The following is a 13,429-nucleotide window of genomic DNA, read 5'->3' on the forward strand; positions in this document are numbered from 1 at the left end:
TGTGACCCGACCGCGGGGTAGGGATCCGCGGACGGGTCGCTGCGGCCGTGGGGGACGGCCGGGTCAGTGCGTGGGGGAGGAGTGCGGGGAACGGACCTGGGGGGACAACGAGTCGCCGACCTGGTTGATCAGCTCGGACATCATGTAGCTGACCTCGCCGATGTCCGCGTCCCTGGTGGTCATGACCAGGAGCGAGGCACCGCTGGAGACGGCCATGGAGAACATGTAACCGCCTTCCATCGCGGTGAGGCTGTGCTCCACCGGGTCGGTGTCGGTCAGCTGGGCGGCCGCGGACAGCAGGTTCACGACGCCGGAGGCGATGGCGGCCAGCCGGTCCGCGTCGTCGCGCTCCACGCCGGTGTACGCGAGCGCGAGTCCGTCCACGGACACGGCTATCGCCTGGGTGACTTCCGGGATGCGTCCGGCGAAGTCGCTCAGGATCCAGCTCAGGTCGGTGGGTGAGGTCATTTTCTGGTCCGTTCGGTGTCGTCGTTGCTGGCGGGACGCCCGCGGGGGTTCGTGCTCCGGCTGATGCCCTGGGCGTAGGCCGCCAGGACGTCGGATACCTGCCGGGAGTCCCGGCGGCGGGGGGTCGGCCGCGGCGCACCGGCGCCGGACCGCTGCTCGGTACCGGCCCGCTTCTCCCGCGCGGGCCACTGCTGGGGCGCGGTGCGCTTGCGGACCGGAAGGCCGGACGCGCTGACGCCCGCGATGCGCGAGGCCGCCTCCTCGTGCACGGGGTGCGGGGCGGGCGCGTCGACGACGTCCGTACGCGCCGGGGCCTCGTGCTCCTCGCGCCTGCCCGGGGCCGCCGGGGCGCCCGCACGGGCGCCGATGCCCGCGCCGACCGGGCGGCCGGCCCGTCCGCGTACGTGGTCCGGCTTCGGGCGGGTGACGACCGTACGGGGCGACTCGAAGCCGTTCTCCGTCGGCAGGGCCGGTTCCTCGGACACCTCGGCCAGTACGTCCTTGGGCAGGGTGACCTCGGCGATGGTGCCGGGGCCCGAGGAGTCACGCAGCTCGACAACGATGCCGTGGCGGGCGGCGAGGCGCGCCACCACGTGCAGACCCATGGACCGTACGTCCCCGATGCCCGCCCTCGGCTCGCGCAGCCCGGCGTTGAGCGCGGCACGGCGGTCCGCCGAGATGCCCACGCCCTCGTCCACGATCTGGACGACGGCCCGGTCCCACAGCCGCCAGACGGCGACCCCGACCTGGGCGTCGGGCGGGGAGAAGCGGGTGGCGTTGTCGAGGAGCTCCGCCAGGATGTGCGCGACGTCGTGCACGGCGCGGGCGGCGATGCCGATGCCCGCCTCGATCGCGCCCAGGGACACCCGGTCGAAGCGCTCGATCTGCTGGGCCGCCGCCACGATGACGGTGGAGCAGCCGATGTCGGCGGACCGTACCCGGGCGTTGCCGTAACCGCCCAGCACCAGCAGGTTGTTGGTGTTGCGCTCCATGCGGATCGCGAGGTGGTCGAGCGCGAAGAGCGTCTTCATGCGCTCCGGGTCGGCCTCGTCGCGCTGCACCGTGTCCAGCTCGGACACCATGACACTGGTCAGCTGGGCGCCGCGGCGGGCTACCCGGACCAGGGTCTCGGCGAACTGCTCGTGAACCCGGGCCTGTTCGGCGGCGAGGCGCACGGCCTCGTGGTGGACGGCGTTGAACGCCTCGCCGACCTCGCCGATCTCGTCGCCGCTCGTGGTGGTGACGGGGTTGCCGGTGCGTTCGGCGACCTGCTCGGGTGTGGCCCCGCTCAGCGCGCCGGGCTGGGACAGCTCGCTCATGACGGCGGGCAGCCGGGTGTGGGCCACCTCGTGCGCGGCGTTGCGCAGGTCGCGCAGGCGGCGGATCATGACCCGGCCGAGGCGGACGGCGACGAGGACGACACCGACGAGGGTCAGCAGTACGAGGGCGACCTCGCCCCCGGCGGTCCACAGCAGCCTGGTGCGCTCCGCGTCGACGGTGGCGGCGACCGACTCGTCGATCCGCTCCTCCACCTGGTGCAGCAGGGTCTGCCGGTCGTCCGACGCCTTCTGCCACGCCTTGGGCGTGATGCCGATCGGCTTGCTGGTGTCCGTGCGGCCGATCCGGTCCTCCAGCTTGCGGGACTCCAGGGCCTTCGGTCCGGAGAGGGTGCGCTCCAGCCACGTCCGCCACTCGCTCGGGCCGAGGCTGAACAGCACGCCCGTCGACTCGGTGTAGCCGAGCCGGCTGGCGTCGAAGGTGCGCTGGGACGCCGCGGTGAATCCGCCGGCGGCCTGCGCCCTCATGACGGTGATCTGCTGCTGCGCGGTGTGCTCGGCGGCCTCGGACAGCGCCGCCGCCGCGCGGATGCGGTCGGCGATGTCGGCGTCGACGCCGTCGGCCTGGGCGATGCCGTCGCGGTAGCCGTTGAGGTCCGCGATCACGATCCGGTAGCCGAAGGCGAGCGCGGAGATGGTGGTGCTGCCCGAGCGGACCTGGGCGCGCAGGGCGGGGAGTTCGTCGATGAAGCGGTCGATGCGGACCAGTGCCTCCCGGGCACTTCCGGGGACCTCGGAGAGCCCACTGGCGCGGCTCTTGAAGGCGGCGATGCTCTTGTCGGTCGCGTCGGAACTCGCCTGGAAGCCGGACGAGTCCCCCTGATCCGAGACCAGGGCGGTGGCGGACGCGCGCTCACGCTGCAACTGGTGGGTTAAGTCGGCTGCGCCGGCGGCGACGTCGACCATGTCGGCCAGCCGGTTCGCCTGGAGTGCCTGGTTGGTGGCGGGCGCGAGGGCCAGGGCCGAGAACGTGACCGCGACGGTGAGGGGAGCGGTGACCAGCAGGACGAGGCGGCGATTGATTTTCACTGCGCGGCTCCGTCGCCGGAACCGGGCTTGAGGATCGGTGACACGCAGATACCTGTTAACGGGTTGTGGGGTGTCGGTAGGGACGCTCGTACATCGTGCGCACAGTTGCGGATGGGACGGGTGGGGCAGGTGGGGCTCGCACTGCGCGGCTTGATCCTATGCCTAGTACACAACGCCGGATGCGTGCAGCCTCGAAAATTTGCGTTCAGTTAGATGTGCGAATGCGGTCGGAATCGGTCAAGTGTGGCTGTGGTACGTCTGATTGGCCCCGTTGTGCGCGCCTCGATCGCCTCCGTACAGGTGCGCGAGGTCGGCAGAAACCGCGGCCGATTAGCGAAGGCGACGATGCGTCACTCCCTGTACACCGCAGTGAACAGGCCATCCTGAAAAGCCACATGACCTCCACGGCACGCCGTCTTGACCTGATCACCCCTCCGTTGCAGCCACCGCCCACCGCCCCCCTGCGGACAGCGGTGCGAGAGCCTTGACCGACCCCTTGGCGATCCGCCCCAGCACCGCGCCCGCGACCGCCCCCGTCGCCCACCCCCACCGCCTCACGCACCCGCCCCAACGCCTCATCCGCCGCCGGAAGATCGCCCTTGCAGCGCTCGATCCGGGGGAGCACGTACGCCTCCGCCGCGCGGTCCCGGGCCGTGTCCTGGGAAGGAGCCCACGTCCGCGCGCACCCGGCCACCACGGGCCGGGCGCGCGCGGTGAGTTGCTCAGGCGCCCACGTACTGCGCCAGGTGCTCGCCCGTGAGGGTGGAACGCGCCGCGACCAGGTCGGCCGGCGTGCCCTCGAAGACCAGCGTGCCGCCGTCGTGTCCGGCGCCGGGACCCAGGTCGATGATCCAGTCGGCGTGCGCCATCACGGCCTGGTGGTGCTCGATGACGACGACCGACTTGCCGGAGTCCACCAGCCGGTCCAGCAGCCCGAGCAGCTGCTCCACGTCCGCGAGGTGGAGGCCGGTGGTCGGCTCGTCCAGCACGTACACCCCGCCCTTCTCGCCCATGTGCGTGGCGAGCTTCAGCCGCTGCCGCTCACCGCCGGAGAGCGTGGTGAGCGGCTGGCCGAGGCTCAGGTAGCCGAGCCCGACGTCCACCAGCCGTTCGAGGACACGGTGCGCGGCCGGCGTACGCGCGTCACCGGTGCCGAAGAACTCCTCGGCCTCGGCGACCGACATCGCCAGCACCTCGCTGATGTCCCGCCCGCCCAGCCGGTATTCGAGCACCGACGCCTGGAACCGCTTGCCCTCGCACTCCTCGCAGACCGTGGCGACACCCGCCATCATCGCCAGGTCCGTGAAGACGACACCCGCGCCGTTGCACGTCGGGCACGCGCCCTCCGAATTGGTGCTGAACAGGCCCGGCTTCACGCCGTTGGCCTTGGCGAACGCCTTGCGGACCGGGTCGAGCAGCCCGGTGTACGTGGCCGGGTTGCTGCGCCGCGAACCGCGGATCGCGCTCTGGTCGACCGTGACCACGCCGTCCCGCCCGGCCACCGAACCGTGGATCAGCGAACTCTTCCCGGACCCGGCGACGCCCGTGACGACGGTCAGCACACCGAGCGGGATGTCCACGTCGACACCGCGCAGGTTGTTCGCGGACGCGCCGCGCACCTCCAGTGCACCGGTGGGCTTGCGGGTGTCCGTCCTGAGGGTGGACCGGTCGTCGAAGTGGCGCCCGGTGACCGTGTCGGAGGCGCGCAGTCCGTCGACGGTGCCCTCGAAGCAGACGGTGCCGCCGGCCGTACCGGCGCCGGGGCCGAGGTCCACGACGTGGTCGGCGACCGCGATCGTCTCCGGCTTGTGCTCCACCACCAGCACGGTGTTGCCCTTGTCGCGCAGGCGCAGCAGCAGGTTGTTCATCCGCTGGATGTCGTGCGGGTGCAGCCCGGCGGTCGGCTCGTCGAAGACGTACGTCGTGTCGGTCAGCGAGGAGCCGAGGTGGCGGATCATCTTGACGCGCTGCGCCTCGCCGCCGGACAGCGTGCCGGCGGGGCGGTCGAGCGCCAGGTAACCGAGGCCGATCTCCACGAACGAGTCGAGGGTCTGCCCGAGCGCGGTGAGCAGCGGCGCCACCGAGGGCTCGTCCAGGTCGCGGATCCAGGCGGCCAGGTCGCTGGTCTGCATCGCGCAGGCGTCCGCGATGCTGATGCCCGCGATCTTCGAGGACCTGGCACCCTCGCTGAGCCGGGTGCCGTCGCAGGCCGGACAGGTGGTGAAGGTGACCGCCCGCTCCACGAAGGCCCGGATGTGCGGCTGGAGCGAGTCCTTGTCCTTGGACAGGAACGACTTCTGGATCTTGGGGATCAGGCCCTCGTACGTGAGGTTGACGCCCTCCACCTTGACCTTGGTGGGCTCCCGGTACAGGAAGTCCTGCATCTCCTTCCTGGTGTACTTCGCGATCGGCTTGTCCGGGTCGAGGAGACCGGACTCGGCGTAGACCCGGACGGTCCAGAAGCTGTCGGACTTCCAGCCGGGGATCGTGAACGCGCCCTCGGCGAGGGACTTCGAGTCGTCGTAGAGCTGGGTGAGGTCGATGTCCGAGACGGTGCCCCGGCCCTCGCACTCGGTGCACATACCGCCGGTCCGGTTGAAGGTCGCCTTCACGGTCTTCTTGTTGCCGCGCTCGACGGTGATCGCACCGCTCGCCTTCACGGACGCGGTGTTGAAGGAGTACGCGCTGGGCGGGCCGATGTGCGGGGTGCCCAGGCGGCTGAAGAGGATGCGCAGCATGGCGTTGGCGTCGGTCGCCGTGCCCACGGTCGAGCGGGTGTCGCCGCCCATCCGCTGCTGGTCCACGATGATCGCCGTGGTCAGCCCTTCCAGGACGTCCACCTCCGGCCGGGCCAGGGTGGGCATGAAGCCCTGGACGAAGGCGCTGTACGTCTCGTTGATCAGCCGCTGCGACTCGGCGGCGATGGTGTTGAACACCAGCGAGCTCTTGCCGGACCCGGAGACACCCGTGAACACCGTCAGCCGGCGCTTGGGGATCTCGATGCTGACGTCCTTGAGATTGTTCACCCGCGCCCCGTGCACACGGATCAGATCGTGGCTGTCGGCGGCGTGCGGCTGCGTACCTGCGGCCCTGCTCATGTGTCTCCCTGTGGTGGCGGGACCGTCGCGCAGCCCCGTCGTCGCCGCCCGGCTCACCGGCGGCCTTCCCCGTTCACGGCCCTACGTTAGGGCGTCCCCGGCAGCGGGGCTTCTCGATTCCTGACCGGCCGCGTCACCTGCTTCGCGACGCAGGACGGAATCCCCGCGGTCGCCTGCGCCGCCTTCTGCCGGTAGACGCTCGGCGGCATCCCGACCAGCTCCGTGAAGCGCGTGCTGAACGTGCCGAGCGAGGAGCAGCCGACCGCGAAGCACACCTCGGTGACGCTCATGTCGCCCCGGCGCAGCAGCGTCATCGCGCGCTCGATGCGCCGGGTCATCAGGTACCCGTACGGGGACTCCCCGTACGCCCGGCGGAACTCGCGGCTGAGGTGGCCCGCAGACATGTGTGCGCCGCGCGCCAGCGCCTCGACGTTCAGCGGCTGGGCGTACTCGCGGTCGATCCGGTCGCGGACCCGGCGCAGCCGCGCGAGGTCGCGCAGGCCCTGCGCCGCGTCGGGTTTGCTCGTCACGCCCGAAGCGTACGTCGTGGGGGAGCACCCCGCCCGGGTGTCGCCGCGCCCCGGGTCAGGTGCGGGTGGCCGTGTCGCAGTCCGAGGCGTCGCGGTCCCCCATGCGCTCGTCCATCGACGTGCTCCGCTCGTACGGGTCGATCTCCGTGCCGTCGCCCGAGGGCCCCCGCTCCCTGCCGAACTCGGGGACGAAGTAGCCGGTGGTGTTCTCGCAGCCCCCGTTGGCGGAGTCCAGCCGGTACGACTTCAGCGAGAAGGTGCCCGGTGCGATGACCACCTTCTCCGGGTCGTCCCAGCTCATCACGATCTCCCGGCGGGCGATCGTACGGGCGACCTCGTCGCCGTCCCCGGAGGCCCGCGCGACGGCGTAGACGAAGGTGACGTCGGCGGTGACCTCGACCGCGCCCCGCTCGCCCTTCCGGTAGGTGATCCCGCCGCGCGTCTTGATCACGTCACCGGCCAGGCGCGCGTACGAGGGGTCGAAGCGGCTGAACAGGAGCAGCGGGTCGTTCTGCCGGCCCGGGGTGTCGAAGGCGTTCGCCAGGTACTCCTTGACGTCGGCCTGCTCCGGGTTGAGAGCCGCGATCGCCTTCGTGGGCCGTTCCCCGCGCAGCACCGCCGGATCGAGGCCGGCGTCGGAGAGGAACGCCAGGCTGCTGTCGAGCGCGTCGGACACCTGCTTCTCGCTCATCCAGCCGGTCGCCCGCGCCGAGGGCATCGTGATCCCGGCCGTCCCGGCGGCCCAGTGCTCCGCCGGTGATCCCTTGAACGGGTCGTCCAGTGTGGGCCGCCCGGCCGCCGCCGGGGAGCCGCCCCCGCCGTGGAAGCCGAGCCAGCCGGCCGCCCGGCCCGGGGCCGGCGCCACGACGAGCAGCGCGACGACGACCACCAGACCCACCACGTACCAGACCCTGCCGCGTCGCCGGGGCGGCTGATGGGTGCGCCGGCCCGGGGGAGGGGCGCTGTCCTCGCGCAGCCGCTGGGCCACCATCCGGGCCCGGGCGGACGGCTCCTCGGGGGCGCCGGGGGTCCCGGCCTCGGCCTCCCGGAGGAACCGTTCCCACTCCTCGTCCGGTATGGACGACCCGCCCTTGCCCACGCTGCGCTCCCGCCCCTCACGGCATGCCCGCCGGTCCGTTTTCCGTGCATCATCACACAGCCCGGTGACACCCAAGTGCCTACCGGGCTGCCGCGGATGAGGTGCGCGCGTTACGGCTTGCGGCCGACCGCGACGTAGCCGGGCGTGACGATCTCGCCCGTGCCGGGGACCGGCTCGCCGAGCTCGGGGTGCCATGCCTCGGCGGCCACGATGCCGGGCTCCACGATCTCCAGGCCGTCGAAGAACGCGGCGAACTGGTCGCGGCTGCGCGGCGCGAGCGTCAGGGTGTTGGCCTTGTACATCTTGTCCACCTCGCGCGCCTCCTCCGGGTGGAAGTCGGCGGTGATCTGCGAGATGACCATGTAGCTGCCCGGGGCGAGGACGTCGGTCAGCCGGCGTACCAGTTCGTACGCGCCGTCCTCGTCGCTCACGAAGTGGAGCAGCGCGATCATCGACAGCGCGACCGGCTTGTCGAAGTCCAGCGTCTTGCCCGCGTGTTCGAGGATGGTGTCGACGTTCCGCGCATCCGCCTGGACGTAGTCGATGACGCCCTCGGGCGTGCCCTTGAGCAGCGCCTCGGCGTGGGCCAGCACGATCGGGTCGTTGTCGCAGTAGACGACCCGGGTCTCGGGGGCGGCCGCCTGGGCCACCTGGTGCAGGTTGGGCTCGGTGGGTATGCCGGTGCCGATGTCGAGGAACTGGCGGACGCCCTGGGTGGACAGCCAGCGGGTGGCGCGGTGCATGAAGGCGCGGTTGATTTTCGCCATCACCGGGACGTTGGGCTCGACGGCCAGCATCTGACGGCCCATGGCCTCGTCGACCGGGTAGTTGTCCTTGCCGCCCAGGAACCAGTCGTACATCCGCGCGGGATGCGGCTTGCTGGTGTCGATGAGCGGGGCGGTGGGGTCGTTCTCCGGTCGGGACATGGCCAACTCCAGGGTGCGGGAGGCTGCGGATGATCAGCTCGGGCCCACCTTAAGCAACTCCTCGGCCCAGCAGCGAGAGTTCAGCCGCCGATGACAGTTACCAATGCGTAACTTACCGATGGGTTACCAGCGGTAAGTCTCGCTGTTAGCTTGCGCTCACCCGTATTCCGGAGCAGAGCGAGGAGTGAGCCTTGAGCCGCAAGGACCGTTCGCGTTCCACCCTTCCCCCACGCCGCGTCCGTCCCCTGCGCACCGCGGCCGTCGCCGTGACCGCGGCGGCCTGCGTGGCCGCGTACGCCGCGCCCGCGTCCGCCGCGGAGGGCACCGAGCCCGTCGTCTCCCGGGGCGTGACCATCCCCGCCTTCTACCAGCCGCCCGCCCAACTGCCCAGCGCCAACGGAGCGCTGATCCGGACCGAGCCCCTGCCGCTCGCCCTGAGCCTGCCCGGCCTGGACGGCCGCCCGATGCCGGGCACCGCCACCCGCCTCATGTACCGGACGACCGACTCCAACGGGCAGCCGGCCGCGGTGACCGGTGCCTACATCGAGCCCTCGGCCGCCTGGAAGGGCGGCGGCGCCCGCCCGCTGGTCGCGCTGGCCTCGGGCACCATGGGCCAGGGCGACCAGTGCGCCCCCTCGCTGGCCCTCCAGCACCCGCTGACCGCCACCACGGAGACCGTGTCGATCGGCTACGAGACCCTGTCCGTCTACCGGTTGCTGTCCGCCGGTGTCGCCGTCGTCGTCACCGACTACGTGGGCCTCGGCACCACCGACCGCCTCCACACCTACGTCAACCGGGTGGACGAGGGCCACGCGCTGCTCGACGCGGTCCGCGCCGCCCGCCGGCTGCCCGCCACCTCGCTCACGCCCGAATCGCGGACGGGCCTGTACGGCTACAGCCAGGGCGGCGGGGCCAGCGCGTCCGCCGCCGAGCTCCAGCCCTCGTACGCCCCCGAGATCCAGCTCTCCGGTACGTACGCCGGGGCTCCGCCCGCCGACCTGACCGCGACCATGAAAGGCATCGACGGCAGTGCCCTGGCCGGCGCCCTCGCCTGGTCGATCAACGGTTTCGCGCAGGCCGACGCGGATCTGCGGGACGTCGTGGAAGCCAACATCAACGACGCCGGGCGGGCCGCGCTGAAGGACGCCTCGACCATGTGCGTCGGCGACGCGATCCTCGGCTACGGCTTCGCGAAGAGCACCAAGTGGACCACCACCGGCAAGTCCCTCGGCGAGATCATCGCCGCCGAGCCCAAGGCGCAGGCCGCACTCGACAAGCAGCGCATCGGCACCCTCAAGCCGTCCGGACCGGTGCGGGTGGCGACCGGCATCCAGGACGACATCGTGCCGCACAGCCAGGCGCGTCAGCTCGCCGTCGACTGGTGCCGCAAGGGCGCCGACGTCACCTACGACGCCGTCATCCTGCCCAACCTCGGCGACAAGATCCTCACCAACCACATGGTGCCGCTCATCACCGACCAGGGCGACGCCGTCTCCTGGATGACCGACCGCCTCGCCGGCAAGCGGTCCGCCTCCAACTGCTGGTCGATGCCGATCCAGCCCTGACCCGGACGCCCCCCGCCCGCCCCGGTCCCTCCGGGGCGGGCCTTCCCGTAAACCGCTGTCGTACCGGGCACCGCGCGGCGATCATGGGCGGCGACCCGACCCGCGACCGCGAGGAACAGCCCATGCCGCTGCCCGTACCCGCAGACCCGACCGTGCTCCACCCCATGCCCGGCCAGCCGAGGGTGGTACAGCTCAAGCCGCTGGTGACCTCGCCGCTGATCGAGGTGGGGGAGTACTCGTACTACGACGACCCGGACGACGCCACCGCGTTCGAGACCCGCAACGTCCTCTACCACTACGGCCCGGAGAAGTTGGTCATCGGCAGGTTCTGCGCGCTCGGCACGGGCGTGCGCTTCCTGATGAACGGCGCCAACCACCGCATGGACGGCCCGTCCACCTTCCCGTTCCCCACCCTGGGCGGCTCCTGGGCCGACCACTTCGACCTGCTCGCGGGGCTGCCGAACCGCGGCGACACGGTCGTCGGCAACGATGTCTGGTTCGGCCACGGGGCGACCGTCCTGCCCGGCGTACGGATCGGGCACGGCGCGATCATCGGCAGCGGCTCGGTGGTCACCAAGGACGTGCCCGACTACGGGATCGTCGGCGGCAACCCGGCCCGGCTGCTGCGTACCCGCTACGCGGAGAAGGACGTCGCCCGCCTCCTCGCACTTGCCTGGTGGGACTGGCCCGCCGAGCACATCACGGCCCACATCCGGACCCTCATGTCCGGCACGGTGGACGACCTCGAAGCCGCGGCCCCCGGCGCGTGACGGCCCCGCCGCCCGGAAATCGTGTGCGCGCGGCCCGGGCGGCGGTTAGGGTCGCCGTATGAACATCGTCCAGCTCTACGGCTGACGCGGCGGGGCACGCCCCCCGACCCCGTCCGGCACACCGCGCACGCGTGCCCACTGCCCGGCCTTCGCCGGGGTGGCGACGCGGCGGTCTGCCGTGTCCACTTCCGCCGCAGAACTGAAACGAGTGATTCCTCATGTCACGTCGCCGTGCCCATATCGCCATGCTCGGCATCCCCGCCGTCAGCCATGTGCTGCCGAGCATCGAGGTCATCCGCGAACTGGTGGCCCGCGGCCACCGCGTCACCTACGCCAACGACCCCGTGATGGCCGAGCGCATCGAGGCCACCGGCGCCACCTTCGTGCCGTACGACTCCGTGCTCCCGGTCGGTGACAGCGTCTGGCCCGACGACCCGATCGCCGCCATGGGCCTCTTCCTGGACGACGCCGTCCAAGCCCTGCCGCAGCTGCGCGCCGTCTACGACGAGGACCCGGCCGACCTGTATCTGTACGACATCGGGGCGTACCCGGCCCGGGTGCTGGCCGAGTCCCAGAACCGCCGCCTGATGCAGCTCTACCCGACCTTCGTCGGCTGGCGGAGCTACGAGAAGGACGTGGCGGCCCAGCTGTGGACGCTGCCCGGGGCCGACGCGTACCGCGCGCGCTTCACCGAGTGGCTGGCCGGGAACGGCGCGACCACGCTGGACATGGACGCCTTCACCGGGCGCCCCGACAACACCCTCGCCCTGATCCCCCGGGCGATGCAGCCGCACGCGCACGACGTGGACATGGACACCGTCACGTTCGTCGGGCCGTGCTTCGCCGGGCGCGGCGAGGAGCAGTCCTGGACCCGGCCCGCCGGGGCGGAGAGGGTGCTGCTGATCTCGCTGGGCTCCGCGTACACCAACCGCCCGGATTTCTACCGCAGTTGCCTGGCGGCCTATGGCGACCTGCCCGGCTGGCACGTGGTGCTCCAGGTCGGAAAGCAGACGGATCTGGCGGAGCTGGGCACCGTACCCGGCAACGTCGAGGTGCACCGGTGGGTGCCGCAACTGGCCATCCTCCAGCAGGCGGACGCCTTCGTCACGCACGCCGGGATGGGCGGCAGCTCCGAGGGGCTGTACAGCGGGGTGCCGATGATCGCCGTGCCGCAGGGCGTCGACCAGTTCATGAACGCCGACAAGCTCGTGGAGCTGGGCGTCGCCCGCCGCGTCGACACCGACGACGCCACCCCGGAGGCCCTGCGGGACGCGCTCGACGCGCTCGTCAACGACCCCGAGGTCGCCCGGCGTTCGGCGCGGCTGCGCGAGGACGCCCGGGTGGAGGGCGGCACCGGGCGCGCCGCGGACCTGGTGGAGGAACTGCTCGGCTGAAACGGGCCCGGTCGGGGCGGTGCGCGGTTCTCCGCGCTCACCGCCCCGGCCGGGCAACACACGTGAGGAGGCGTCAGCCCTTGCGGGTGTTGATCTCCTCGGTGAGCTGGGGCACGACGTCGAAGAGGTCGCCGACGACGCCGTAGTCGACGAGGTCGAAGATCGGGGCCTCGGCGTCCTTGTTGACCGCGACGATCGTCTTCGAGGTCTGCATCCCGGCCCGGTGCTGGATCGCGCCGGAGATGCCCGAGGCGATGTACAGCTGGGGGGAGACGGACTTGCCGGTCTGGCCGACCTGGTTGGTGTGCGGGTACCAGCCCGCGTCCACGGCGGCGCGCGAGGCACCCACCGCGGCACCCAGCGAGTCGGCGAGCGCCTCGATGACCGCGAAGTTCTCCGCACCGTTCACGCCGCGGCCACCGGAGACCACGATCGCGGCCTCCGTCAGCTCCGGACGGCCCGTCGACTCACGCGGCGTACGCGAGAGCACCTTCGTACCCGTCGCGGCGGCGGAGAACTCCACCGCCAGCTCCTCCACCGCACCCGCGGCCGCCGCCTGCTCGACCGGCGCCGAGTTCGGCTTCACCGTGATCACCGGCGTGCCGTGCGTGATCCGGGACTTCGTGGTGAACGAGGCCGCGAACACCGACTGCGTAGCGACGACGCCCTCGGCGCCGGCCTCGACGTCGACCGCGTCGGTGATGATGCCCGACCCGATCCGCACCGCGAGCCGCGCCGCGATCTCCTTGCCCTCCGCGGACGAGGACACCAGTACGGCTGCCGGGGATACCGCCGCGTGGGCGGCCTGGAGCGCGTCCACCTTGGGCACGACGAGGTAGTCGGCGTACTCGGCGGCCTCGGACACCAGCACCTTGACCGCGCCGTGCTCGGCGAGCACAGCCGCCGTCCCCGACGCGCCCGCACCCACCGCCACCGCGACCGGGTCACCGATCCGCCGCGCGAGCGTCAGCAGCTCCAGCGTCGGCTTACGGACCGCACCGTCCACGTGATCGACAAAGACGAGAACTTCAGCCATCAGACTTCCCTACTCCTGCACATCAGCGACAACGACCACGAACCACGGGCTAGATGAACTTCTGACCGGCCAGGAACCCGGCCAGCTGCTTGCCGCCCTCGCCCTCGTCCTTCACGATGGTGCCCGCGGTGCGGGCCGGGCGCTCGGTCGCGGAGTCGACCGCGGTCCACGCACCCG

Annotated in this window: 10 protein-coding genes and 1 pseudogene; 3 read left to right on the plus strand and 8 right to left on the minus strand. The window is 71.6% G+C overall.

The genetic code is table 11. The features are described 5' to 3' along the window. Positions 1-63: 63 nt before the first annotated feature. The 6 genes from ACN6LM_RS26465 to ACN6LM_RS26490 form a co-directional block, all read right to left on the minus strand. Complete coding sequence (locus tag ACN6LM_RS26465; RefSeq protein WP_164399797.1) at positions 64-468, minus strand: roadblock/LC7 domain-containing protein; 405 nt, start codon at positions 466-468, stop codon at positions 64-66. Further along, entirely contained in the window at positions 465-2,834 is a 2,370-nt protein-coding gene (locus ACN6LM_RS26470) for a sensor histidine kinase (protein ID WP_445067893.1), read from the minus strand. The genes ACN6LM_RS26465 and ACN6LM_RS26470 overlap by 4 nt, the downstream gene beginning before the upstream one ends. Positions 2,835-3,556: 722 nt before the next feature. Beyond that, on the minus strand, positions 3,557-5,932 hold the full coding sequence (locus ACN6LM_RS26475) for an ATP-binding cassette domain-containing protein (protein WP_445067894.1): 2,376 nt from the start codon (positions 5,930-5,932) through the stop codon (positions 3,557-3,559). An 86-nt stretch (positions 5,933-6,018) separates the two neighbouring features. Beyond that, the gene (locus tag ACN6LM_RS26480) at positions 6,019-6,462 is read right to left on the minus strand and encodes a helix-turn-helix transcriptional regulator (protein ID WP_445067895.1); all 444 of its coding nucleotides are present in this window, start codon (positions 6,460-6,462) and stop codon (positions 6,019-6,021) included. Positions 6,463-6,517: 55 nt separating this feature from the next. After that, positions 6,518-7,561, minus strand: a complete 1,044-nt coding sequence (locus ACN6LM_RS26485; RefSeq protein WP_445067896.1) for a hypothetical protein — start codon at positions 7,559-7,561, stop codon at positions 6,518-6,520. 110 nt (positions 7,562-7,671) lie between these two features. Continuing rightward, a complete protein-coding gene (locus tag ACN6LM_RS26490; RefSeq protein ID WP_445067897.1) occupies positions 7,672-8,487 on the minus strand; it encodes an SAM-dependent methyltransferase in 816 nt (271 codons plus the stop codon). Positions 8,488-8,678: 191 nt separating this feature from the next. Between ACN6LM_RS26490 and ACN6LM_RS26495 the strand changes: the two genes are divergently transcribed. The 3 genes from ACN6LM_RS26495 (at position 8,679) to ACN6LM_RS26505 (ending at position 12,216) form a co-directional block, all read left to right on the plus strand. Beyond that, on the plus strand, positions 8,679-10,052 hold the full coding sequence (locus ACN6LM_RS26495) for a lipase family protein (RefSeq protein ID WP_445067898.1): 1,374 nt from the start codon (positions 8,679-8,681) through the stop codon (positions 10,050-10,052). A gap of 128 nt (positions 10,053-10,180) precedes the next feature. Then, entirely contained in the window at positions 10,181-10,822 is a 642-nt protein-coding gene (locus ACN6LM_RS26500) for a CatB-related O-acetyltransferase (RefSeq protein ID WP_445067902.1), read from the plus strand. A 218-nt stretch (positions 10,823-11,040) separates the two neighbouring features. Continuing rightward, the gene (locus ACN6LM_RS26505) at positions 11,041-12,216 is read left to right on the plus strand and encodes a macrolide family glycosyltransferase (RefSeq protein WP_445067899.1); all 1,176 of its coding nucleotides are present in this window, start codon (positions 11,041-11,043) and stop codon (positions 12,214-12,216) included. Positions 12,217-12,289: 73 nt separating this feature from the next. Here the strand turns inward: ACN6LM_RS26505 and ACN6LM_RS26510 are convergent, their stop codons facing one another. Continuing rightward, the gene (locus ACN6LM_RS26510; protein ID WP_445067900.1) at positions 12,290-13,252 is read right to left on the minus strand and encodes an electron transfer flavoprotein subunit alpha/FixB family protein; all 963 of its coding nucleotides are present in this window, start codon (positions 13,250-13,252) and stop codon (positions 12,290-12,292) included. A 49-nt stretch (positions 13,253-13,301) separates the two neighbouring features. Continuing rightward, positions 13,302-13,429 (minus strand): annotated as a pseudogene (locus ACN6LM_RS26515) (electron transfer flavoprotein subunit beta); the annotation flags it as partial.

The sequence above is a fragment of the Streptomyces sp. SAS_281 genome (assembly GCF_052542855.1).

What these genes read in the sequence shown, in the direction of transcription:
- ACN6LM_RS26510 (WP_445067900.1), bottom strand. Translation starts at nt 13,252, where the DNA reads ATGGCTGAAGTTCTCGTCTTTGTCGATCACGTGGACGGTGCGGTCCGT.
- ACN6LM_RS26475 (WP_445067894.1), bottom strand. Translation starts at nt 5,932, where the DNA reads ATGAGCAGGGCCGCAGGTACGCAGCCGCACGCCGCCGACAGCCACGAT.
- ACN6LM_RS26490 (WP_445067897.1), bottom strand. Translation starts at nt 8,487, where the DNA reads ATGTCCCGACCGGAGAACGACCCCACCGCCCCGCTCATCGACACCAGC.
- ACN6LM_RS26505 (WP_445067899.1), top strand. Translation starts at nt 11,041, where the DNA reads ATGTCACGTCGCCGTGCCCATATCGCCATGCTCGGCATCCCCGCCGTC.
- ACN6LM_RS26465 (WP_164399797.1), bottom strand. Translation starts at nt 468, where the DNA reads ATGACCTCACCCACCGACCTGAGCTGGATCCTGAGCGACTTCGCCGGA.